General features: G+C 59.0%; 19 protein-coding genes. 10 read left to right on the top strand and 9 right to left on the bottom strand.

Features of this window, described 5'->3' with window-relative positions; all coding sequences use genetic code 11:
• Positions 1-64: 64 nt before the first annotated feature.
• Positions 65-4,921, bottom strand: coding sequence for a dermonecrotic toxin domain-containing protein (locus ACMXYI_RS22940; protein WP_415769209.1), 4,857 nt, complete (start codon positions 4,919-4,921; stop codon positions 65-67).
• 231 nt (positions 4,922-5,152) lie between these two features.
• Between ACMXYI_RS22940 and ACMXYI_RS22935 the strand changes: the two genes are divergently transcribed.
• Positions 5,153-6,193 carry an Ldh family oxidoreductase gene (locus ACMXYI_RS22935; protein WP_415769208.1) on the top strand — a complete coding sequence of 347 codons (1,041 nt, stop codon included), beginning with the start codon at positions 5,153-5,155 and terminating at the stop codon, positions 6,191-6,193.
• 91 nt (positions 6,194-6,284) lie between these two features.
• On the opposite strand, the gene ACMXYI_RS22930 is transcribed toward ACMXYI_RS22935, so the two are convergent.
• Positions 6,285-6,602, bottom strand: coding sequence for a DUF883 family protein (locus ACMXYI_RS22930; RefSeq protein WP_123364977.1), 318 nt, complete (start codon positions 6,600-6,602; stop codon positions 6,285-6,287).
• Between the two features lie 164 nt (positions 6,603-6,766).
• On the opposite strand from ACMXYI_RS22930, the gene ACMXYI_RS22925 reads away from it, so the two are divergent.
• Positions 6,767-7,018, top strand: coding sequence for a hypothetical protein (locus tag ACMXYI_RS22925; RefSeq protein WP_008155229.1), 252 nt, complete (start codon positions 6,767-6,769; stop codon positions 7,016-7,018).
• On the opposite strand, the gene ACMXYI_RS22920 is transcribed toward ACMXYI_RS22925, so the two are convergent.
• Entirely contained in the window at positions 6,993-7,928 is a 936-nt protein-coding gene (locus ACMXYI_RS22920; RefSeq protein WP_415769207.1) for a LysR family transcriptional regulator, read from the bottom strand. The two genes, ACMXYI_RS22925 and ACMXYI_RS22920, sit on opposite strands and share 26 nt — an antisense overlap.
• 85 nt (positions 7,929-8,013) lie before the next feature.
• Here ACMXYI_RS22920 and ACMXYI_RS22915 point away from each other — a divergent pair, with 85 nt between their 5' ends.
• Positions 8,014-8,937 carry a carbon-nitrogen hydrolase family protein gene (locus tag ACMXYI_RS22915; RefSeq protein ID WP_415769206.1) on the top strand — a complete coding sequence of 308 codons (924 nt, stop codon included), beginning with the start codon at positions 8,014-8,016 and terminating at the stop codon, positions 8,935-8,937.
• A gap of 10 nt (positions 8,938-8,947) precedes the next feature.
• On the opposite strand, the gene ACMXYI_RS22910 is transcribed toward ACMXYI_RS22915, so the two are convergent.
• The 3 genes from ACMXYI_RS22910 to ACMXYI_RS22900 all read right to left on the bottom strand — a co-directional run bounded on the left by ACMXYI_RS22910 (position 8,948) and on the right by ACMXYI_RS22900 (position 12,042).
• The gene (locus ACMXYI_RS22910) at positions 8,948-9,421 is read right to left on the bottom strand and encodes an LEA type 2 family protein (RefSeq protein ID WP_415769205.1); all 474 of its coding nucleotides are present in this window, start codon (positions 9,419-9,421) and stop codon (positions 8,948-8,950) included.
• A gap of 57 nt (positions 9,422-9,478) precedes the next feature.
• Positions 9,479-10,951 (bottom strand): nucleobase:cation symporter-2 family protein, encoded by a 1,473-nt coding sequence (locus ACMXYI_RS22905; RefSeq protein ID WP_415769204.1) that lies wholly within the window; start codon positions 10,949-10,951, stop codon positions 9,479-9,481.
• Positions 10,952-11,148: 197 nt separating this feature from the next.
• Complete coding sequence (locus tag ACMXYI_RS22900) at positions 11,149-12,042, bottom strand: LysR family transcriptional regulator (RefSeq protein WP_415769203.1); 894 nt, start codon at positions 12,040-12,042, stop codon at positions 11,149-11,151.
• Positions 12,043-12,143: 101 nt separating this feature from the next.
• Between ACMXYI_RS22900 and ACMXYI_RS22895 the strand changes: the two genes are divergently transcribed.
• Together ACMXYI_RS22895 and speB are read left to right on the top strand one after the other, a co-directional pair.
• Positions 12,144-13,235, top strand: a complete 1,092-nt coding sequence (locus ACMXYI_RS22895; RefSeq protein WP_415769202.1) for a polyamine ABC transporter substrate-binding protein — start codon at positions 12,144-12,146, stop codon at positions 13,233-13,235.
• 13 nt (positions 13,236-13,248) lie between these two features.
• Entirely contained in the window at positions 13,249-14,208 is a 960-nt protein-coding gene (gene speB, locus ACMXYI_RS22890) for an agmatinase (RefSeq protein ID WP_415769201.1), read from the top strand.
• Between the two features lie 49 nt (positions 14,209-14,257).
• Here speB and ACMXYI_RS22885 read toward each other — a convergent pair whose 3' ends face one another.
• Positions 14,258-15,310, bottom strand: a complete 1,053-nt coding sequence (locus ACMXYI_RS22885; RefSeq protein WP_415769200.1) for an aldo/keto reductase — start codon at positions 15,308-15,310, stop codon at positions 14,258-14,260.
• Positions 15,311-15,512: 202 nt separating this feature from the next.
• Here ACMXYI_RS22885 and ACMXYI_RS22880 point away from each other — a divergent pair, with 202 nt between their 5' ends.
• From ACMXYI_RS22880 to ACMXYI_RS22860, 5 genes are all read left to right on the top strand, one after another.
• Positions 15,513-16,229: a helix-turn-helix transcriptional regulator gene (locus ACMXYI_RS22880; protein WP_415769199.1), complete on the top strand. Its 717-nt coding sequence runs from the start codon at positions 15,513-15,515 to the stop codon at positions 16,227-16,229.
• 52 nt (positions 16,230-16,281) lie between these two features.
• Positions 16,282-16,623 (top strand): nuclear transport factor 2 family protein, encoded by a 342-nt coding sequence (locus ACMXYI_RS22875; RefSeq protein ID WP_415769198.1) that lies wholly within the window; start codon positions 16,282-16,284, stop codon positions 16,621-16,623.
• Between the two features lie 179 nt (positions 16,624-16,802).
• Positions 16,803-17,921, top strand: a complete 1,119-nt coding sequence (gene zapE, locus ACMXYI_RS22870; RefSeq protein ID WP_415769197.1) for a cell division protein ZapE — start codon at positions 16,803-16,805, stop codon at positions 17,919-17,921.
• Between the two features lie 16 nt (positions 17,922-17,937).
• Entirely contained in the window at positions 17,938-18,519 is a 582-nt protein-coding gene (locus ACMXYI_RS22865) for a DinB family protein (protein WP_415769196.1), read from the top strand.
• Positions 18,520-18,632: 113 nt separating this feature from the next.
• The gene (locus ACMXYI_RS22860) at positions 18,633-19,124 is read left to right on the top strand and encodes a GNAT family N-acetyltransferase (protein WP_415769195.1); all 492 of its coding nucleotides are present in this window, start codon (positions 18,633-18,635) and stop codon (positions 19,122-19,124) included.
• 48 nt (positions 19,125-19,172) lie between these two features.
• Here ACMXYI_RS22860 and ACMXYI_RS22855 read toward each other — a convergent pair whose 3' ends face one another.
• Both ACMXYI_RS22855 and ACMXYI_RS22850 read right to left on the bottom strand, forming a co-directional pair.
• The gene (locus ACMXYI_RS22855) at positions 19,173-19,379 is read right to left on the bottom strand and encodes a hypothetical protein (protein ID WP_415769194.1); all 207 of its coding nucleotides are present in this window, start codon (positions 19,377-19,379) and stop codon (positions 19,173-19,175) included.
• A 96-nt stretch (positions 19,380-19,475) separates the two neighbouring features.
• Positions 19,476-21,713, bottom strand: a complete 2,238-nt coding sequence (locus ACMXYI_RS22850; RefSeq protein WP_415769193.1) for a TonB-dependent siderophore receptor — start codon at positions 21,711-21,713, stop codon at positions 19,476-19,478.
• Positions 21,714-21,784: the final 71 nt, after the last annotated feature.

The raw sequence follows: 21,784 nt of genomic DNA, 5'->3' as shown, positions 1-21,784 counted from the left end.
GAGGAAGTCTGCGAGAACAACCGTCATGGCAATTACCCATCAAATGGGAATTTATTTTTCTGATTCACGGGATGCTGGTGTGCAGTTGGCGCCCCATATGGCTGATGAGCCATGCAACGCTGTCGGCGTTGCCGAGTTGCACCTTGAGTCTGACCAGTGGATCTCTCTTGAAAATTTTGCGGGCACCGCTCAGGTTTTCTCCGCCAGTCAAGGTCAATATATGCGCTTTTACCCGATCAGTATTTTCATATGAAGTGCTGCCCGGATCCTCCCACACACCGGTATCAGGATCCTCGGTCATGAACAGCTGAGTCAGGGGTGTCTTGATCGAGAGTGCGGTGTCCTGAAGGGTAGTCAACGCCTCCTTGAGGTCATGGCCGGTTGGGCTGGTCGTATCGATCAGATGGGAGAATGGTCTGCCGGAATCGAGGTAAGCAATGTCTTCGGTGTTGCAGACGATGTGGGAAAGCTCATGAATAAGGGTTGCAGCTCGAGCATGGGTGTTGAGAGGGAAGGCAGGGTCGGTAAGATGTGGGCGGTAATTGTCGAAAACGGTGTCGAAGAACTTTTCTGCCAGATAAATTTTCCGCTTTGCATCCGTTGGAACGGTGAAACCGAATGATGTTTGCGCGCCACTGAGCAGCCTGCCGATTACAAAACGACTGGTCTTCGGCTTTCTGAGTGAGGGGTCCAACAAGGCCGCAAAAATGTCGCTCATGACTTTTTCAAGCTGTTCCACATGCGCGGGCTGCACTTGCGGTACATCAATAAAATCCATGATGAGTTGATGCACGGGGGTAACCGTGTGGTCGGAAGACTTCAGCAATTGCAGGTTTTGAAAGCAGTTCCAGGCATAGGTGGTTGCCAGGTCGAGCGCCTCGTCAATCTGACGAGCCTTTTGTGGAAACAGTCGACGGATTTCGGGCATTCCATTGGCATCAACGTTCATGCCTTGCCAAACAAAAAATGCGGTGCTCAACCGATTGCCGATGCTGAAACGGGGCGCTGGCGTTTCCCTATCCAGAACCCATTGTTTCGACACGTTCTGACTCAGCCGCGGGCCGCGAATGTTTGTGTCGGCGATGCGCCAGCGTGTGCCGCGCTTTGCGACCGGATATACCTTTCCTTCAACCGGTGCGTAGGTTTTTTTTGTCGTCGGATGGGTATAGAGCCCAAGACTTGAGTTTAATGTGAGCGAATTCAGATCGACGTCGATGCTTTCATGACGCTTCAACTGCGTACGTTCGGGGGCTGTAATGGCAACATTCTGCCATTTGAACCGGGTATCGGGCGTTTCTGGCGCAGGTGCACTTGGCGTGGAAAATGGCTTCGTTTGCGCTTCCAGCGATTGTCGCAACGTGGCCAGTTGTGCAATGCCGCTGATAAATTCCTTTATCGCCGCCCCCCATTTGTGCGTTTGAAGGTCTTCGGCGGATTGCTTGATGTCGCGATAACTGCGCCACACCGTGATCGGGTAGGCAAGCTTGCCCGTCAAGAACGTAGATGCCTCATGCAAATCTTCACCCAGCACATGCTTGATGGTTGCCCATTCGCCCTGCTTGTTGTCATCGGACTGACAACCGAGCAATCGGGCCAACAGCGCGGCGTTATCATCGAACAAGTGCTTTAACAGGCTCCCCTTGATCGGGTTGGACGCCAATGTGACATTGGTTTCGCGACTAACGTTGGTCTGTGGTGCGGCTCTGGCGACACGGGTGCTGCTGGTCGCCATCCGGTTTTCCAACAGCATCCGATCAGGCTGCGGCAGATTCATGAGTACCCAATCGAGCAGCGAACCGCGGGTCTTCAGCTCTGTCAGCAATTGTTTCTCGTTTTCATATTCTTTCACCCCGTGCCGAGGGCTATGAGGCGCGACAAGGACCTGTGGCGCGGTGCTATCGGCCGATGAGCCAATCAGATAGACGCCTGGCACTTTGACCGCCTGTTGACTCTTGATGCCCAGGAGCTCAAGTGGGCGGATGATCGCGTGGGCGCCGTCGACTGCCGCGCGGGCGATGGCGTCGGGCATATCCATGACTTGGCGTATCAGATCAAACCCCGTCTCGCTCAGGCGCTCCTGCAGTTTTTCCGTGTGGGCGTAATGCATCAGCTGCCAGGGTAATTGCGTGTAAAACCGCTTCCTGCGGTCCGTTGCATCCGCCTGGGTGTCTGCAAATGCTTCGTTCAATGTCTTTTGTTGATGTTCACCCAGCTTCAAGTTTCGTATCAGGTCTCTGATGTAGCTTTGGTCCATGTCCTCGGGAATCTTGGTGTTATCAAGCGACACCAGTTTGAAATGGGTTTTGTCCAGATCCTTGAAATGGGTCAGTGCGAAGTCGGTCAGGGTTTGGGTGCTGGCCGCAGACCTCGAGCGTGCGCTGATCTGGATCTGGACCTTATCCGGATCGATGTTGAACGTATCTGCCTTGAGTTGTTTTTCAAGTGCATGGTGTGCCGTGCGTGCCAGGGAGCGTATGCCGGTGAGGTAGTCCTGGTCGTCGGTGACGTTGTCGAGGTATTGCTGAAGCAGCTCCGCATGCAGTATCTGGTCTTGAATGGACGCCTTGGCCAACCATGCCGGCAGTTTTTGCTGGGTCGTCAGGGATTGGGCAATGTCCGTCGCACGGTCTAACCCCGTCATCGGTTGACGCAGCGCCACCAGCTTCAGAAGACTGGCCAGGGTCGTCGCGGGAAGCCTGGTGGCCAGCGCACGGGTAACGCACGCCTGGTCCAGCTGAACATAGGGCTTTTGCACGTGATCGAGAAAATGCTCATCTATTCGGTGCAGCGGTGCCAGGGTGTAAGTCTGCCCAGCCACTCTCTCGCTACGTACAAGGTTCTCCAGAAGGGTGGTGCGATCTTCGGCGTCCTTGAGGCGTCGATCCAGCTCGGTCAGCAACGGAGTCAATGCCCTGAAGGCTTCAAATCCCGACGCCGGCGTCCACAAAATCGCCTTGCCCGAATGCTTCGGGTCCAGGCCTCCACGTTCAGTCAGCACAAAACAACTGGCCAGTTTCAACGGGGCCGTGGCTTCGCTTGCCTTCAACGCCAAGGAAAATACGTCCGGCAAAAAGCCGTTCAATGCAGCTCGCTGCAAGCGTACCGGGGTATCAAGCACGGTTTTGATGATCGCCTGTTCCGTCGCACTCAGGGTGCGCGTGACGGCGTGCAGCTTGAATTCACTGCGCAATGCCGTTGACAGGGTGTGAGTGAAACTCGATTGCAAGCTCCCGAGCGAAGAATCGACGATGCGCTGCGCCTCGGTAATCGTGCGGGTTGTTGTGGGAATGACCGGATGGTTGTCGAGGAGTTGGTCGAGCGCCACCTTAACGGAGGAAAGCCGGGCCAGTTGCTCTTTGGCTGATTCGGCACGAACGGTGGCCGGTTGCGCGCTCCAGCGCTGGTCGGCGCGTGTACTCCAGCGTCCTGCGGCATCGGCCGCCAGCAGTCGATCGTCGATCAGTCCCCGGACATCCAGTGCCTTGTCGATCAAGGCATGAGGATCCTGTGTACCTTCGCTTTCACGGTAACGGCTCAGCGCGTGGGACAGGTTCTCCCGTTGTTTGCCAAGGATGTCGTCCATCAATTGTGCAAAAACCGGGCTGATGATCGGTTCACCGACAATGACGCGCTCATTCGGCTCCAATGAAAGAAACGTGCCGCGTTCGTCCAAAGACATGAAGTTGAGCAGCGTGTCTTCGTGGCCTTCGCTTTTCATCATCTCCAGGACGATTTCCCTGACCGCGGGCAGGTCGGTCGTCGCCTCGATGCCTCTGGACTGTGTGTACAGAAAGCCCAGGGTTTCGCGGCTGCCGATCATCAAGGTCGAGGCCAGCTGCGCGTAATGCTTGAAGGGCGCGGTGATACGCACTTTTTCGATGCGGAGAGGATCGACGGTTTCAGGTTCGAGGCTGACATTCATCAGTCGCAGGTATTCCTGCGTCGTTAGAACACCTTGCTGACGCTGAAGCAAAAGCTTCACGTGAAAGGTGTCGCGTAAACCCTCGGCAAAAAACGCCGAGCGTGACTGCCCGTTGCTCATCGGTGTGTTCCAGAACGTTCTGAGCAGGCTCTGCAAGTGAGGGGTAAAACTTTGCGCGAGCTCTTTGACTGCGCTTTCCCAGGCCTGGTTATCGGCGTCGCTGCTCACACTGTGTTGGGGATTGGAAAAGACTCTGGAATCGCCAGTCGGCCACTCGTTGGTCAGGTAGTAATGCAGCAGGGCATCGCTCAGTGAATGCGAGGAAAGCGTGTGTTGGTAATCTCTGCCTAAAGCTGAAGTCGTCATGACAAAGCTCTTCAGTCGAGTAAGGCGCTGGTCCAGACTGGGGAACGGTTTGTTCAATGCGTTCTTGAGGGTCTCGTCCAGCATCGATTGCAGCGTTGGCAGCTTGAGCAGCTCACCCATCATCGTCTTGAGGTTCTGAGCCTGATTGCGCTCGAGGGTGAGCTCCTGGTCCTGGAACACCGCACCTTCGATTGTTTGCGTGGCAATGTCTGGCGCAGTGGCGGGGGGTAAAGTGCTGCGTTGCTCGATGGAGAGAAAGCGCAATAACTCACGCTTCCCGGTGGGCTGTGCCAACCATTCCTTGAGTCTGCTTTTGAGGTCCTCCATGTCCGCGAATTTGATCAGGCCTTTCCACGGTGTGTAGAGCGTGACTTCTCCATCGTTGGGCCGGCTCATGGCAAAAGCGCCGGCCAGGGGAATATCGGGTGCATCAGGCACGCTTAAAAGCAGCTGGGCGACGTGCATGGGCTTGCTATTGGCGATACGGATTTGATGCGTCGCCAGATAAACAACCTTCAACCACTTCAGGTCATCAATCGTGAAGGACAGTTCATTTTCGCGTTCATCAGGCTGTCTGGCATTGGATGCAAGTTCTGCTTCGTCGAAAAAATACGGCAGTGGGGGAGCAGACATGGTTTTTCCTCGTTGTGCTGCGATCGGCGGGTAATCGCCGGTCGTTGGATTGAGGAAAAACAGTACGGTCAGTGGAAGGCTCGGGTGCGGTACATATTGCTTGATGCGAACAGGCTGTCGAGACTTGACAGGAAGCCGGTAGAACAGCGCTTAATCGACAACTGTTTTGGGTTGCCCTGCAACCTCGCTTCACCCTGTTGCCCGTACTCAATAATAAAACTGGAGCTTCAGATGACCGCAACGCCCGAAGTGGCCGTCAGTTCGAACACTCAAACGCTCGATTTCGACGCGCTCGTTCTTTTGCTTGAGCAGATTTTTCAGCGCCATGGCACCTCCGCCGAGGTGGCCAGGACACTGGCCCTCAACTGCGCCGGCGCCGAACGCGATGGCGCCCATAGTCATGGCGTGTTCCGCATTCCCGGTTACGTGTCGACGCTCCGGAGCGGCTGGGTCAATGGCCAGGCCGTGCCGGTGGTCGAGGACGTGGCTTCGGGCTTTGTCCGGGTCGATGCCGGTAATGGTTTCGCCCAGCCGGCCCTCGCCGCAGCACGCGCACTGTTGGTGGAGAAGGCCCGCAGCGCGGGCATTGCGGTGCTGGCGATTCGTAATTCCCACCATTTCGCGGCCTTGTGGCCGGATGTCGAGCCCTTCGCCTATGAAGGGCTGGTGGCGCTGAGCGTGGTCAACAGCATGACCTGCGTGGTGCCGCACGGCGCTGATCGTCCGTTGTTCGGGACCAACCCGATTGCTTTCGCCGCCCCTCGGGCTGACGGTGATCCGATTGTCTTCGACCTGGCGACCAGCGCCATTGCCCATGGCGATGTGCAGATCGCCGCACGCAAGGGCGAGCGTTTGCCGCCAGGCATGGGGGTGGACGGTCTTGGCCAGCCGACCCAGGACCCGAAAGCGATTCTTGAGGGCGGCGCGTTGCTGCCGTTTGGCGGGCATAAAGGCTCGGCGCTGTCGATGATGGTGGAACTGTTGGCGGCGGCGTTGACCGGCGGCAACTTTTCCTTCGAGTTCGATTGGTCGAATCATCCGGGCGCCAAGACGCCGTGGACTGGCCAACTGTTGATCGTGATCGACCCGAGCAAGGCGGCCGGGCAGAGTTTTGCCGAGCGCAGTCAGGAACTGGTCCGACAGATGCACGGTGTGGGGCTCAAGCGTTTGCCGGGGGATCGACGTCACCAACAACGGGCCAAGTCCAGCACCGAAGGCATCCGGCTCGACGATCAGACGTTGGCGAGTTTGCGGGAATTGGCCGGACTCTGAGTCCTGCATACTCTCAGTCTGCATAAAGCCGGGCAAGAAAAAGGCGAGCTCAATGCTCGCCTTTTTGCTTTTGTACCTAAAGCAGAACCGCTTACCGTCGACCCAGCAACAACCCGACTACCAGGCCGAAACCGGCAGAGATCGCCACGGTTTGCCACGGATGACCACCGATGTAGGTTTCAGTGGCTTCGACCGCAGGTTTGGTCCGGTCACGAACGCTGGTGACGGAGTCCCGAGCCTGCTGAAGTTTCTGGGCGATCTGCCCACGAAGTGTGTCCGCTTCCTCACCCACCAGTGAGGCGCTGCTTTTGAGCAGCTTTTCCGACTCTTCGATCAGAGCCTGAAGTTCGCTGAAGGCTTGATCCTTGATCTGGTCTTCGGCGACTTGTGCGGCGGTTTTCCGGGCCATTGAGGTACTCCTTGCAGATAAATGGACAGTGAACAGTGGAGTCTGTCGTCAGCGAAAAAGTTGCAGTGGATTTCGCGTTGACCCAACCCTGAGGAAAAATCCTGAGTCGGACATTTCTTCCTACAGTGTAAGATGTCGCCTATTTTACGCAGCAGGTAACTCCCATGAGCTTCAATCTGGCCGACAAACCCCTTGCCGAGCGCGCTGCGCTTGAAGATGAGAAATCCCGTCTGTTCGATCTCTGGCAAAGCAACCTGGGCAAGTCCAAGGGCGAAGCCGCGCGGTTGTTCGGTGAACGCGCCAAGCGCAAAGGCAAATGGGCGGAGTGGGTCCGCGCCGAACTTGACGGCATGTCGCCCCCGGAATTTGCGAACATGGTGCGCAGTGAAGTCAATCGCCTGATGGCTGCCAAGTAGCGCTCGCAAAACTCGCGACAATCGCTTCCCGCACTTTCAGCACCACCGGATCGAGGCGTGTACTGGTGCGCCAGCCCAGTTCGATCGGGTATCGCGGCAACGCCAGAGGGCAGGGCAGCAGTGCCAGTCCGCTGAGTGAGGCAATGCTTTGGGCCGCATGGGCCGGAATGGTCGCCACGGCCTGACTGCCCTTGAGCAAGTGCGGCAATGCCGCAAAGTGTGTGGTCGAAGCGCATACCCGCCGGCTCAACCCCAGCGCCGCCAGCCCCTCATCGGTGATCCCGATAAAGCCGCCCGACGACACCAGAATGTGTTCACGGGCGACGAACTCATCAAGGCTGAGGGTCTGTTGTCCCTCGGCCAGACTGAGCGGGTCCACCAGGCACAGATAACCGCCTTCTCCCAGCACCTGACGGCTGAGCAAGCGCTCGGCAAACCCACCGGCGGTGATCGCCAGATCAATGCTGCGCTCCATCAACGCCTGAGCGACGATCTGGCTGTGGGTCTGACGAAAGATCAGCCGCAGCTTCGGTGCGACGCGGGCGATTTCCTCGATCAGCCGGCGCCCATAAGCGATTTCGAAATCATCGGACATACCCACGGTCACCGAGCGCCCGTCGTAATGGTGGGCGGCCGGATCGACCATCGCCAGGCTTTGCCGGCATTTGTTCAGGGCATCGCTGACCACCGGTTTCAACTGGTTGGCCTTGAGCGTGGGCGCGAGTCCTCGGCCGGTGCGCACGAACAACTGATCGCCGTACACCTCGCGAAGCCTACGCAGTGAGGCGCTGACGGCTGATTGCGTCACGCCCAGACGCAATGCGGCCCGACTGGCGCTGGACTCTTCATGCAGCGCTTCGAAGACTTTTAGCAGGTTGAGATCAATGGAGGCGATATTCATTTGGTTCATATCATTCAGCAGTGAATGGGGCTTTATTCATGATCCTGTGACGCTTGAGAATGAGCAACACCTCATTGCTTTCGGAGTTACTGCGATGCCCAAGTCAATCGTTGCTGCACTGCAAATCGGCGCCTTGCCCGGTGGCAAGGTCGAGACCCTGGAGCAGGTTCTTGCCTGGGAAAACGCGATTATCGAATCCGGCGCTGCGCTGGTGGTGATGCCGGAAGCGTTGCTCGGCGGTTACCCCAAGGGCGAAGGCTTTGGCACTCAATTGGGGTATCGACTGCCGGAAGGGCGTGAAGCCTTCGCCCGGTATTTCGCCAATGCGATCGACGTGCCCGGCGCGGAAACCGAAGCGTTGGCCGGGTTGTCAGCGCGCACCGGCGCCAACCTGGTGATCGGTGTCATCGAACGCGCCGGTAGCACTTTGTACTGCACCGCGTTGTATTTCGATCCGCAGGCCGGGCTGGTCGCCAAGCACCGCAAACTGATGCCCACCGGCACAGAACGGTTGATCTGGAGCAAAGGCGATGGCTCGACGCTGCCGGTGATCGACAGTCAGGTCGGGCGGATCGGCGCGGTGGTGTGTTGGGAAAACATGATGCCGCTGCTGCGCACCGCGATGTACGCCAAAGGCGTGGAGGTCTGGTGCGCGCCAACGGTGGACGAGCGGGAAATGTGGCAGGTCAGCATGCGCCATATCGCCCATGAAGGGCGCTGCTTTGTGGTCAGCGCCTGTCAGGTTCAGGATTCACCGCAATCCTTGGGCGTGGAGGTTGCCAACTGGCCGGCGGACCGGCCATTGATTGCCGGTGGCAGCGTGATCGTCGGGCCGATGGGCGACATTCTGGCGGGGCCGCTGCGTGACAGCGCCGGTTTGCTCACCGCAGAAATCGACACCGATGATCTGGTCCGTGCCCGTTACGACTTCGACGTGGTGGGGCACTACGCGCGCCCGGACGTGTTTGAGTTGTCGGTGGATGAGCGGGCCAAACCGGGTGTCCGCTTCAACGCATAATCTCTGTGGATTACCAGGTGCCGGTGGTCGATGTTGGCAGACTGAGTTTGCCACTGTCCACGAAACGCATGGTGCCGAACAAGCCGCCCGCGAGTTTGCCGTGCAGGACGTAGGGCAGGTTGTCGAGGGTTTGGGTTTTGCTCAGGCCCAGGGTCTGACGCAGCACCGAGAACGCCGAAACGCTGACCGGCACGGTCAGCACGGTTTCGGAAAAGCGTGCAATCGAGCCCGATTGATCGCTGACACCGGAGGCGAGTGGCTGGCCGTTGACTTCCAGGTCCAGGGCCACGCCGTTGTAATTGATGGCGGTTTCGTTGGGGTTTTGTACGCGTATTTTCACGGCAAAGCGCACTTCCATGTCCTGGCTTTGCAACGGCTCGAAGCCGACCACGTTGATGTTCAGCGGATCGCGATTGGGCAGCAGGGCGCAGGCGCTCAGGGAGAGCAACAGCAGGGAAAGGATAACGGCGTGGACACTGCGCATGGACATGCTCTCTTAAAGAAAAGGCCGAACCGCCAGTGGCTCGGCCTCGAGCATTTTCTAGCGGTTCAAGGGTGCGACAGCTGCGGGCGAGACGGGTTCACCCTTGGCCGGGACATCCGGGTTTTCCATGACCCGCAGGATCGAGGCTTCCGGATCGAAATCGTCCTCTTCCAGTTCAATGAACTCTTCGGGCAGGAAGATATTCAGCACGATAGCGCACAACGCGCCGACGGTGATCGGCGATTCGAAGATGTTGTGCAGCGCCTTCGGCAACTCGCGCAGCACTTCCGGAACCGCCGCGACACCCAGACCCATGCCGAGCGAAATCGACACGATCAGCATGTTGCGCCGATGCAGGCCGGCTTCGGCGAGGATCTTGATCCCGGCGACGGCGACGGTGCCGAACATCACCAGTTCAGCACCACCGAGTACCGGTTTGGGCATCAGTTGCAGCACCGCGCCGATCATCGGGAACAACCCCAGCAGCACCAACAAACCGGCTATGAAAAATGCCACGTAGCGGCTGGCCACGCCGGTGAGCTGAATCACGCCGTTGTTCTGGGCGAAGGTCACCATCGGCATGCTGTTGAACACGGCGGCCATGGCTGAGTTGAGGCCGTCGGCGAGCAGGCCGGACTTGATCCGGCGGATGTAGATCGGGCCTTTGACTGGCTGCCGGGAAATCATCGAGTTGGCCGTCAAGTCACCGGCGGCTTCCAGCGGCGACACGAGGAAAATCACCGCCACCGGCACAAACGCCACCCAATCGAAGTTAAAGCCGTACTTGAACGGCACCGGCACGCTCATCAGGGGGACGTCGGGCAAGCTGGCGAAGTTGACGTCACCCATCAGCCAGGCCACGACATAACCGAGGGTCAGGCCGATGACGATTGCACCGAGACGCAGAAACGGCACATCGACCCGGTTCAACAGCACAATCGTTCCGAGCACCAGGGCCGCCAGGGCCAGATGACTGGCCGCGCCGAGATCCGCCACACCGAAACCACCGGCGATGTCGGTCATGGCGACTTTGATCAGCGAGAGGCCCATCAGCGTGATGATCGTGCCGGTCACCACCGGGGTGATCAGCATCCGCAATTTGCCGATGAACTGGCTCAACACCACTTCGATGAAGGCGGCGAAAAAGCACACACCGAAGATGGTCGACAGGATCTCATCGGTGCCGCCGCCCCGGGCCTTGACCATGAAACCGGCACTGAGAATCACGCTGATGAATGAGAAGCTGGTGCCTTGCAGACACAGCAGGCCGGAACCGATCGGGCCGAAACGTCGCGCCTGAACAAACGTGCCCAGACCCGAAACGAACAGCGCCATGCTGATCAGGTACGGCACTTCACTTTGCAAGCCGAGGGCGCCGCCCATGATCAGGGTCGGGGTGATGATGCCGACGAAACTGGCGAGCACGTGTTGCAGGGCGGCGAAGACGGTGGCGGTCAGATGCGGGCGATCGTCGAGGCCGTAAATCAGGTCGTTATTGCGCGGGGCAGGGGCTTTTTCAGAGGCGGTCATGGTGGTGTGCATGCCAGAAGGCGGGCCGGGTAAAAAATGGAGGCGCAGGATGCCAGCAGCGGGCATCGAGGGCAACGCACAACGTACTGATCATTCCCACGCTCCCGAGTGGGAATGCCTCACCGGACGCTCTGCGTCCGCTCTTGGGACGCGGAGCGTCCCTGGCTGCATTCCCACGCAGAGCGTGGGAACGATCATCAAGCGAACGCCGCGAGTAAATCCTCTTCAAAGGCCTTTTGCGCATCCCCCGGCACCTGGGCGCGATGGCGGGCCAGGTGGAACGCCACGTCAAAACTCATATCGCCTCGGCGCACGGCCCGCAGCAAGCCTTTGTCTTCCCAGCTCCGGGCAAAGTGGCTGGGCAAATAACCGACATGCTTGCCGGAAAGAATGAAGGCGAGGGTGCCTTCGACTTGCTCCGAGCGCGCCGAACACATCTTCCCCTGGAAGGGTTCGTCGCTGCGCAGGAAGCGGTAAGGGTGATCGACCCGATCACACGCCTGTAGCGCTAGATCGTCAGGTGCATCGTCGGTGAACAACGGATGGCCGGATGCGCAATACAAGTGCTGGGTTTCGGTAAACAGTTCGCGGTAGTCAAAAGCGCTTTGCACTTGTGAGAAGTAACCGATCGCCAGGTCCAGTCGTTGTTGTAGCAGCAGCCGTTCCATTTCGCCGGGCATGGCGCTGATCAACTCGATGCGGACCGATTCGTCCCGTTCACGAAAGCGCCGGATCGCATCGGCCACCCGTTGCAGCACCGATTGGTCGAGTGCTTCGGACAGCCCCAGACGCACCTCGCCGATCAAACGCCCGGCCACGCCGTTGGATTGGTGGCGGAAGGGTTCGATGGACTCGAACAGGTTGCGAGTCGCGCTGAGCAGTTGTTCGCCCTTGGGCGTGATTTTGAAGCCGCCCTTGCCACGACTGCACAGGCGATAGCCGAGCCGGGTTTCCAGTTTGGCCATTTGCTGGCTGATGCTCGACTGGCTCAAACCCAACTCACCCTGAGCCGCGCTGAAGCCGCCGCATTCCACCACGTTGACGAACAGGCGCAGCAGTTGCAGATCGAGATCATGGAGTTGGCCGAGCATCAAACATTACTCGCGGATAAAGTCAGGATAATTAACTTGGTATTTTACCAATGTATCCGACGACGCATTCTGCATCCACTTCCTCTGGTCAGGTGTTCGTCATGGCTCCCACCTTCAAGTTGTGTTTATCCGCGCTGTTTCTCGCCATGGCTGTATCGGCCCAGGCCGAGGAAAAAGTCGTCAATCTCTACAGTTGGGCCGATTACGTGGCGCCGGAAACCTTGCAGCGGTTCGAGCAGGAAACCGGCATTCACGTGCGTTACGACACGTTCGACGCGCCGGAAGTGCTCGAAACCAAACTGCTCACCGGTGGCAGCGGTTATGACGTGGTGGTGCCGTCGTCCAGTGTTCTGGCACGCGGGTTGGCGGCCGGTGCGCTGAAGGCCATTCCTCACGAAGGCCTGAAGGGCTACGCCAACCTTGATCCGGATCTGTTGGAAAAACTCGCCGCGGTCGACCCGGGCAATCTCTATGGTGTGCCCTATACCTGGGGCACGCTGGGGCTTGGAATGAATGTCGAAGCGGTGCAGAAACGCTTGCCGAACGTGCCGCTCAACAGCCTGGACCTGCTGTTTAAACCGGAGTACGCCAGCAAACTGAAGGACTGTGGCATTGCGATCATTGACTCGCCGCAGGAGGTGATCGGTCTGGCGTTGCACTATCTGGGTAAAGATCCCTACAGCACAGACAAGAACGATCTTGAAGCGGCGCAAGCGTTACTGCATCAATTGCAGCCTTCCGTGTTGTACGTCGCCAGTGGCCGACAGATCAACGATCTGGCCAACGGCAGCGTCTGTCTGGCCCTGGCCTATAACGGTGACGCGAGCATGGCCGCCGATCAGGCGCGCAAGGCCAACAAACCGTACGAAATCGTGTACCGGATTCCCAAGGAAGGCACCCTCGTGTGGCAGGACAACCTGGCGATCCCCAAGGACGCGCCTCATCCCGAAGCCGCACGCCAGTTCATTGAGTTCATGTTGCGTCCGGAGTCCGTCGCGGCGTTGACCAACACCTTGTTCTTTGCCACCGCCAACCAGGCCGCCACGCCGCTGGTGGATGAGGCCGTGCGCACCGACCCGGACATTTACCCGCCCGCCGACGTGCGTGTCCGGCTGTACGCCGACCGCAGCATGAGCCTCAAGGACATGCGTCAACGCACGCGCGTGTGGACCACTTTCCGTAGCCGCCAATAATAAGGAACCTGAGATGGACGTCCCGATGCAAAACGATCAGGCCATGACCCGCGACAGCCTCTACGGCACTGCCGCCGAAAGTACCTACGCCGGCATCACCAGTTTCATGCGTCGTCGCTACAGTCGCGACTTGCGCGGCGTTGATATAGCGGTCAGCGGTGTCCCGTTCGACACCGCCACCAGCAACCGTCCCGGTGCGCGTTTCGGACCACGGGGCATTCGTGCTGCGTCCACCGGGATTGCCTGGGAACGCCATTGGCCGTGGACTTTCGACCCGTTCGATCATCTGGCGGTCATCGACTACGGCGATTGCGACTTCGATTACGGCACACCGCAGTCGGTGCCGGAAAGCATCGAAGCCCATGCCGAACACATACTCAACGCCGGTAGCGCGATGCTGACGTTCGGCGGGGATCACTTCATCACGTATCCGCTGCTCAAGGCCCATGCGCGTAAACATGGTCCGCTGTCGTTGATCCACTTCGACGCCCACAGCGACACCTGGCCGGACGAAGGCGGCAAGCGTGTCGATCACGGCACGATGTTCTGGCACGCGGCCAAGGAAGGTTTGGTGGATCCGTCGCGTTCGGTGCAGATCGGCTTGCGCACCACCAATGATGATCACCAGGGTTTTCAGGTGCTGGATGCGCGGCAAGTGCATCGAAGTGGTGTTGATGCGATCGTCGAGGCCATTCGGGCGCGGGTCGGTGATCACCCGGTGTACCTGACGTTCGACATCGACTGCCTCGATCCGGCCTTCGCTCCAGGGACCGGAACGCCGGTGTGCGGCGGGTTGAGCACGGTGCAGGCGTTGGAAATCCTGGGTGGCTTGCGCGGGATTAATCTGGTGGGAATGGACGTCGTGGAAGTGGCACCGGTCTACGACAGTGCGGACATTACCTCACTGGCGGCAGCGACGTTGGCGATGGAAATGCTGTGCCTCTATGCAGCGAAGCATAAGGTCGACCGGTAACACACAAACCAAAATGTGGGAGCAAGCTCGCTCCCACAATTAATCTGTGTCAGGCCACTGGGATGATTGGCAGATCCAGGGTTTCAGCCCCGGTAAATCGCGCCGTCGACCCGGCAATGGATTCATGGGGCACGCCCATCGTCACACCGCTGACCCCATCAAGCCGCGACAGTTGATCCCCGCTCAACTGCACATCCAAAGCACCCAATGTCGCATCCAGTTGTTCACGGGTGCGCGAGCCGAGGATCGGAATCAGCGCCGTGGTCGAACGCTTGGCTTTTTCCCGCAGCCAGGCAATGGCCACGTGTGTCGGGCTGGCGCCCAGTTCTGCGGCGACGGCCAGCAAAGTGTCGAGCAGGGCGGTTTCACGGGCGCTTTTCTCGGCGTGGATCAGCATGCCGAGTTTGGCGGCGCGGTTGTCGCCATCGTTGGTGCGGTACTTGCCGGTGAGGAACCCGCCACCCAACGGTGACCATAACGTAGCGGCCAGGCCCAAGGCTTCGGCCATCGGCAGCTGTTCACGTTCGGCCGTGCGTTCGGCGAGGCTGTATTCCACCTGAATTGCAGCAATCGGTGAGAAACCACGGATCTCGGCCAGCAAATCGGCCCGAGCGATACGCCACGCCGGGAAGTTCGACAGCCCGGCGTAATGAATCTTGCCGGCGCGCACCAGATCGTCGAAACCGCGCAGAATTTCTTCCATCGGCGTCACGCCATCGCTCATGTGGGCCCAGAACAGGTCGATGTGGTCGGTGTTGAGTCGTTTCAGGCTTTCTTCCACGGCGCGAACCATGTTCTTGCGGTTGTTGCCAGTGTGGGAAATGCCCGCAGCCGGCGTTGTCCCAAGGGTGTATTTGGTAGCGATGACCAGGCGATCCCGTTCCGCTGCGATGAACTCGCCGAGCATGGCTTCCGACTGGCCCGCCTGATAGCCATTGGCGGTGTCGATGAAATTTCCGCCGGCCTCCAGGTAGCCATCAAAGATGCGTTTGGCCTCGTCGCGCTCGGCGCCATGGCCCCAACTGGTGCCGAAGTTGCCGGCGCCCAACGCCAGTTCCGAGACCCGCAAGCCGGTTTTACGGCCGAAGACTTTGTAATGCATGGGTGACTCCTGAAGGAAAAGACGCTGGGTCGAATATAAATGTCTATCGACATGTATTTAATATGATGTGAGTAATATTCGCCGTCAAGGCGCTTTTTCATTCGTAAAAGAAAGGCCGACCACCGGCCTCATTGCTACTGCCACTTTCTGACAGGGTCCTCTGCTAAGCTCCGACAACTTTTACGGACAGAGCCTGCCGATCGTGTCGCGTACCACTCGTTTACTGACCTTGTTGCAAGTGCTGCGCGGCAAAAGTCGTCCGGTGACCGCGGCAACACTTGCCGGCGAATTGGAGATTTCTGAACGCACGCTGTACCGCGACATCGCCGAACTCACCGCCCTCGGCGCGCCAATCTACGGCGAAGCGGGGATCGGCTACGTGTTGCGCAGCGGTTTGTTTCTGCCGCCGTTGATGCTCAACGCCGATGAAACCGAAGCCATCGTGCTGGGGTTGCGCTATGTGGATCAGCGCGGCGATGAAGTGTTGAGCAGGGCTGCGGCGGATGCGCTGGCCAAGATTGCTGCTGTATTGGCGCCTGAAGCGCTGGACGCGTTACGCAACCCGACGGTTTTGCCGGGGCCGCCCGGCTATGGCTTTGCGCCCAACGCGGTGCCACTGAATGTGTTTCGCCAGGCCATCCGCGATCAGATCAAGCTGCACATCGATTATGCGGACGCCAACCAGGTGCCAAGTCAGCGGCTGATCTGGCCGCTGGCCCTGGGGTTTCTGAACGAGGTGCGAATCATCGTCGCCTGGTGTGAATTGCGCAGCGCCTATCGCACCTTTCGCACTGACCGGATCTCGGCAGCGAACGAGCAGGGCGAGCGTTATCCGGGGCGGCGCAGCGACCTGTTGCGCACCTGGCGCAAGCAGATGCAACTGGACGAAGCAGGGCGCTTCACTCCTGACAAGAACTGACACAGGCTTGTTTTAGCATGGCTCCAGAATCAACAAACAAGGAGCCGTAACCATGTCCAATCCCGCCTCTTCACTGGCACCCGCCATCGCCGCCTACATTGCTGCTGCCAATGCCCGCGACACCTCGCGGGTCGCCAGTTTTTTCGCTGAGGATGCCAATGTGTTCGATGAAGGTGAGCACCAGGTCGGTACTCACGCTATCGCGCAATGGATGCAAGACACTGCCCAGCGTTACCAGCCACGGGTCGAAGTGCTGGACGTGCAACTGCGCACCGGCAAGGTGCTGGTGCATAACCTGATCTCCGGAACGTTTCCCGGCAGCCCTCTGGAATTGCGCTACATGTTTCGCCTGAATGAACAGGGCAAGATTGCCCGGCTAGACATCTCTCTCTAACCGCAAACCAAGGTCGCAACGAGAGCCCCTGTAGCAGCTGGCGAAGCCTGCGTTCGGCCGCGAAGCGGTCGTTAAACCTGAAAACGCGGTAATTCAGCAAGATCCGCGATTCCGATGGCGACCGCTCCGCGGCCGAACGCAGGCTCCGCCAGCTGCTACAGGGACGTATACTCGGCCGCATGAAAATCGACTCCCCCTTAAGCGCCTGGCAACACGCCATCGAACAGAAGGGCTTCGTCCAGGACGAAGCCCAGGAACATGCCGTGTGGGCGCTGCAGAAATGCTACGAGGCGCTGCATGAAGGGCGCACGCCGATCACTGGCGTGTACCTCTGGGGCCCGGTCGGGCGCGGCAAGACCTGGTTGATGGACCAGTTTTACCAAAGCCTGAAGGTCCCGGCCCGTCGTCAACACTTTCACCACTTTATGGGCTGGGTCCATCAGCGTTCGTTTCAGCTGACCGGCACCGCCGATCCGTTGAAGGCGCTGGCTCGCGAACTGAGCGAGGAAGTGCGGGTCCTGTGCTTTGACGAATTGTTCGTCAACGACATCGGCGACGCGATCATTCTCGGGCGTTTGTTTCAGGTGATGTTCGAGCAGGGCGTGGTGGTGGTCTGCACCTCCAATCAGCCGCCGGATCAGCTGTATGCCGATGGCTTTAATCGCGACCGGTTCGTGCCCGCCATCGAGGCCATCAAGAAACATATGCAGGTGATTGCGGTGGATGGTGGCGAAGATCATCGCCTGCACCCCGGCAAAGGTTTGCAACGTTACTGGGTGACGGCACCGGGGCAGCCCAGCGCGCTGGGTGAAGTGTTCAAGGCATTGACCGTTGGCCAGTCGGTATCCAGTGACCCGATCAAGGTGGGCTACCGCTCACTCAATGTCGTGCAGGCCAGTCCAACCGTGCTCTGGACTCGTTATGCCGATCTCTGTGAGCAGCCTTTTGCCGCCATGGATTTCATCGCCCTGTGCGACACCTTCAGCGCTATTCTGTTGAGTGACGTGCCCAACCTCAGCGCGCAAAAGCGCGAAGGGCGCATCGCCCGAGGCACTGAAGACGGCGTCGAGCGGGTGGTGGCGGGCGATCGCGAGTTGCCGCAATTGTCGGTGCATGACGACGGTGTACGGCGTTTCATTGCCCTGGTGGACGAGTGCTACGACCGCAAGGTGCCGCTGTGCCTCGAAGCGCAGGTGCCCATGGAATCGTTGTACACCGAAGGTTATCTGGAGTTTCCGTTCCGCCGCACCCTCAGCCGTTTACAGGAAATGCAGCTGCAACGTTTCGCCGAAGCTTGAACAAGGAGCCGCGAACATGAATCAGCCTTTGTCGCATCATTTGCTGACCATGGCCTATCAAAACGCCTGGGCCAATCATCGACTCGCCAAGGCCTGGAGCCAATTGAGCCCGGTCGATCTGGCGGCACCGCGGGTCAGCTTCTTTCCCAGTCTGCGCGCCACCCTCAATCACATCCTGACCTGCGACTGGTTTTACCTGGATGCGTTGGAGCGGGAGTTGCGCGGCGATGACCCGCATCCCGAATGTTATGTGTTTTTCAATCAGGACGAGCCGTTTACGCACGCAGTAGACCTCAAGCGCGAACAAGCGCTGGTGGACCTTCGACTGATCGCCTACTGCGAGCAAATGCGCGACGCCGACCTTGGGAAGATCGTGACCATCGCCCGGGACACGCCGCAACATGAGAGCCGCGTACGCATGCTCTCCCATCTGTTCGAGCACCAGATTCATCATCGCGGGCAGGTTCACGCCATGCTCAGCGGCACCTCGGTCAAACCACCGCAACTGGACGAGTTTTTCTGTGCCGGTGAGTCAGGCCTGAGGGCTGAGGATTTTGCCGAGCTGGGGTGGACCGAGGCGCTGATCTGGGGCGCTTGAGCGAAAAATTACAGCAGGATCCGGTTGTCGACACGGCTGTGCCCGCGATATTGTCGGTCGGCCCTTCAGTGCGAGATGCACTGGGGCAACTTAATGTGTGAACGAGGGTGGAAATGGAATCCGCAGAAATTCTTGTGCTTCAGGCCAGTTACACCAATCCGGTGCATGCCGAGGCTATTGGGCTGGTGCTGAATGCTTACGCCGAAGACCCGATGGGCGGCGGCCACTCGTTGCCCGCCGACTTGTTGAAGCAACTGCCGGCGGAACTGGCCAAGCGTCCCCACGCGTTCAGCGTTCTGGCCTTTGTCGGCGGCGAGCCGGCCGGGCTGGTCAATTGTTTTGAAGGTTTCTCGACCTTCGCCTGTCGGCCGTTGGTCAATGTGCACGATGTGATGGTGGTGAAGAAGTTTCGCGGCTTGGGGTTGAGCCAGAAGATGCTGCAAAAGGTCGAGGACATCGCCCGCCAGCGCGGCTGCTGCAAAATCACGCTGGAGGTGCTGGAAGGTAATGCAATCGCCCAGGCTTCCTATGGCAAGTTCGGTTTTGCCGCAGGCATGTTCGACCCGGCGCACGGTCGGATGTTGTTCTGGATCAAGGCACTTTAAGGTACTACGGGCAAAGAAAAAGGGCGTCCATCAGGACGCCCTTTGTCGTTACGGTTTGTAGTGCTCCGTCACTTGCGCAGTTTGATCATCCGGAACCCTGAGTTCAGTGGTGTTGCTGGCGTTACTTTGATTCGCCTCTTGGCTGAACCGCAGGCTCTCAAAGTAATACCGCATGCGTTCAGCGCCACCTTCGGCGAATGCAGCGGTTGAACTGAACATCATCAGGCCGGCGAGGATCATGGTTGTACGTTTCATGGTGTGCCCCACTACGAGTTGTCGGGTCCTTTCGTCCATGAAGCAATGTCGAAAGGACATTATCCGCCGATTCCGTTAAATGGGAATTACCTGCGCCTAGAGCTTCCAGTCCAGGCTCAGGGTCACCGTGCGCGGATCACCCCAAAACACACCGTTATAGAACCCGACGTTGTCGTAATACCTCTTGTCGAACAGGTTATCGACGTTCAGCGAGGCGGACAGGTGCTTGTCGAACTCATACCGCGACATCAGTTTGACCACGGTGTAGGCCTCCTGCCGGATGGTGGTCCTTTCGGTGATCACCGCACCGTTGGCATTACGTCCCGCCGGGCGACTGGCGGCGCGGAACACATCGCTCTGCCAGTTCACCGCGCCACCCACGGTCAGTGCCTGCCAGTCGCCGGGTAGACGATAGGCCGTGGAGAGCCGGAACATATTCAGCGGCTGGTTGGTATTGGCGCGTTTCTTTTCGCCATCGGCCGAGTGAGTGTAGGTGTAGCCGGCCGTCATGTTCCAGCCGACCATGACCTCGCCCGAGACCTCGGCTTCGAAGCCCTGAACCTTGTTGCCTTTGCCGCCTGACTTGAAGAACTCCTCGCCGGTCGCCGGGTCCGGCGGTACCGAGTCGTCGCGTTCGGCAACGTTGTCCTGTTTGCTCCAGAACAGCGCGGTGGCGAGGTTCAGACGTTCTTCAAGCAGGCTGCCCTTAAGCCCCAGTTCATAGTTGCTGCCCACCACCGGCTCGAGGTATTTGCGATGGCTGTCGCGGTTGTCTTGCGGCTTGAAGATGTCGGTGTAGCTGACGTACGCGGTGTATTCGGGGGTGAGGTCATAGAGGAGCCCGGCGTAGGGCGTCCACATGTCGTTGTGTTCCTGACTGGTGGCATCGACGCTGTTCAGTTGCAGGTTGTCGTCGTACTTGTTGGTCTTGCTCGACACCTTCCAGCTGCCATAACGACTGCCGAGCACGGCGTGCAGGTCATCCGTCAGGCTCAGGCGAGTGGCCAGGTAACCGGCCTTCTGGCGGGTACTGTCTTTTGAACCTGAAAGGCTGGTGACGGTGTCGGGAAACTTGGCGATGTCGCCCATGTATTTCCAGTCGCGGATGTTTTCGTAATCCGCCGCCCGGGGGCCGTCCACCATGTAGGGGGAATCTTCCCGACGCTCGGCCTCGCCATAGCCGATCATCATTTCGTGTTCCCGTCCGAACAGCGAGTAAGGGCCAGCCACGTTGAAGTCATAAGCCTTCATTTTTTGCGTACTGAGCATGTGGCTGACGTTGGCGCTCATGCCACTGCGATCTGCCTCGGGGAAACCCCCGCCGCCGTAGTAGATCTTGCCGTCGGTGTCGCTCTCGCGATGGGTGTAGGCGGCCTTGGCGTGCCAGCCGGCACCCAATTGGTGTTCCAGCGTGGCGAACGCGGTTTTGTCCTTGAGCGGCCAGGAACTCCACGACGTGGCCATGTTGGTGGAGCGTCCGAGGTTGGCCTTGCCACCGTCGGCGTTCCAGTACGGCACCGTGCCCCAGGACGTGCCCTGGACGTGTTTGTTCTGATAGTCGTAACCCACGGCCAACACGGTGTCATCGGTCAGGTCGGCTTCGAGAATGCCGTAACCGACCTCCCGTTGTTGCTGGTACTTGTCGCGGAACGAATCGCTGTCGCGATAGGCCAGCACACTGCGTCCGCGCAAACGGCCGTCGAAAGCCAGCGGGCCGCCGACATCCAGATAACTGTAGTAGTCGTCATAACTGCCGCCGCTGACACCGGTCTGGACCTGCCACTGCGACGTCGGCCGTTTACGCACCATGTTGATGGTGGCGGAAGGATCGCCCGCGCCAGTGGTCAGGCCGGTGGCACCGCGAACCACTTCGATGCGGTCGTAGATGATGGTGTCGGAATCGGACTTCATGTAGCTGAAGGTGTTCAGCATGCCATCGATCTGGAAATTGGTGATCGAGTAACCCCGTGACGAATAGCTGACCCGGTCCGAATCGTTGTGCTGAACGACCACGCCGGTGGTCTGGCTCATGGCTTCGGACAGCGTGCCGAGTTTGAAATCGTCCATTTGCTGGCGCGTGACTACGGACACCGATTGCGGCGTTTCCTTGATCGACAGGTTCAGGCGCGTGGCCGTGCTCATGGCGCCGGTGGTGTACGACTCGGTGTTTTCGGTGGTGCTGCCCAAGCCTTGGGCGGTGACATTGGTGGCGCCCAGTTCGAGGGGGCGACCGGGCTCTTTATCAGGGCCGGTTTCAGCCAGCAAGTCGGGGCACAGGGCGGCACTGCACAGGCCCAGGGTAAAGGTCATGGAACGGGTGATAGGCGCGAACATCGCAGCCGACTCCTTGTCTTCGAGGGAAAAATTCCGTTTGTTCAAAGACGAAGAGGGGAGGAGGGATTTAG

It is taken from the genome of Pseudomonas lyxosi, assembly GCF_047758685.1.
GTDB lineage: Bacteria > Pseudomonadota > Gammaproteobacteria > Pseudomonadales > Pseudomonadaceae > Aquipseudomonas > Aquipseudomonas lyxosi.
The sequence above is the reverse complement of the archived record's forward strand: the minus strand, read 5'-3'. Positions and strand labels throughout refer to the sequence as shown.

Bases quoted from the DNA above. Each gene is read 5' to 3' on its own strand.
- ACMXYI_RS22940 (WP_415769209.1), bottom strand. From the start codon at position 4,921: ATGTCTGCTCCCCCACTGCCGTATTTTTTCGACGAAGCAGAACTTGCA.
- ACMXYI_RS22935 (WP_415769208.1), top strand. From the start codon at position 5,153: ATGACCGCAACGCCCGAAGTGGCCGTCAGTTCGAACACTCAAACGCTC.
- ACMXYI_RS22930 (WP_123364977.1), bottom strand. From the start codon at position 6,602: ATGGCCCGGAAAACCGCCGCACAAGTCGCCGAAGACCAGATCAAGGAT.
- ACMXYI_RS22925 (WP_008155229.1), top strand. From the start codon at position 6,767: ATGAGCTTCAATCTGGCCGACAAACCCCTTGCCGAGCGCGCTGCGCTT.
- ACMXYI_RS22920 (WP_415769207.1), bottom strand. From the start codon at position 7,928: ATGAACCAAATGAATATCGCCTCCATTGATCTCAACCTGCTAAAAGTC.
- ACMXYI_RS22915 (WP_415769206.1), top strand. From the start codon at position 8,014: ATGCCCAAGTCAATCGTTGCTGCACTGCAAATCGGCGCCTTGCCCGGT.
- ACMXYI_RS22910 (WP_415769205.1), bottom strand. From the start codon at position 9,421: ATGCGCAGTGTCCACGCCGTTATCCTTTCCCTGCTGTTGCTCTCCCTG.
- ACMXYI_RS22905 (WP_415769204.1), bottom strand. From the start codon at position 10,951: ATGACCGCCTCTGAAAAAGCCCCTGCCCCGCGCAATAACGACCTGATT.
- ACMXYI_RS22900 (WP_415769203.1), bottom strand. From the start codon at position 12,042: ATGCTCGGCCAACTCCATGATCTCGATCTGCAACTGCTGCGCCTGTTC.
- ACMXYI_RS22895 (WP_415769202.1), top strand. From the start codon at position 12,144: ATGGCTCCCACCTTCAAGTTGTGTTTATCCGCGCTGTTTCTCGCCATG.
- speB (WP_415769201.1), top strand. From the start codon at position 13,249: ATGGACGTCCCGATGCAAAACGATCAGGCCATGACCCGCGACAGCCTC.
- ACMXYI_RS22885 (WP_415769200.1), bottom strand. From the start codon at position 15,310: ATGCATTACAAAGTCTTCGGCCGTAAAACCGGCTTGCGGGTCTCGGAA.
- ACMXYI_RS22875 (WP_415769198.1), top strand. From the start codon at position 16,282: ATGTCCAATCCCGCCTCTTCACTGGCACCCGCCATCGCCGCCTACATT.
- zapE (WP_415769197.1), top strand. From the start codon at position 16,803: ATGAAAATCGACTCCCCCTTAAGCGCCTGGCAACACGCCATCGAACAG.
- ACMXYI_RS22865 (WP_415769196.1), top strand. From the start codon at position 17,938: ATGAATCAGCCTTTGTCGCATCATTTGCTGACCATGGCCTATCAAAAC.
- ACMXYI_RS22860 (WP_415769195.1), top strand. From the start codon at position 18,633: ATGGAATCCGCAGAAATTCTTGTGCTTCAGGCCAGTTACACCAATCCG.
- ACMXYI_RS22855 (WP_415769194.1), bottom strand. From the start codon at position 19,379: ATGAAACGTACAACCATGATCCTCGCCGGCCTGATGATGTTCAGTTCA.
- ACMXYI_RS22850 (WP_415769193.1), bottom strand. From the start codon at position 21,713: ATGTTCGCGCCTATCACCCGTTCCATGACCTTTACCCTGGGCCTGTGC.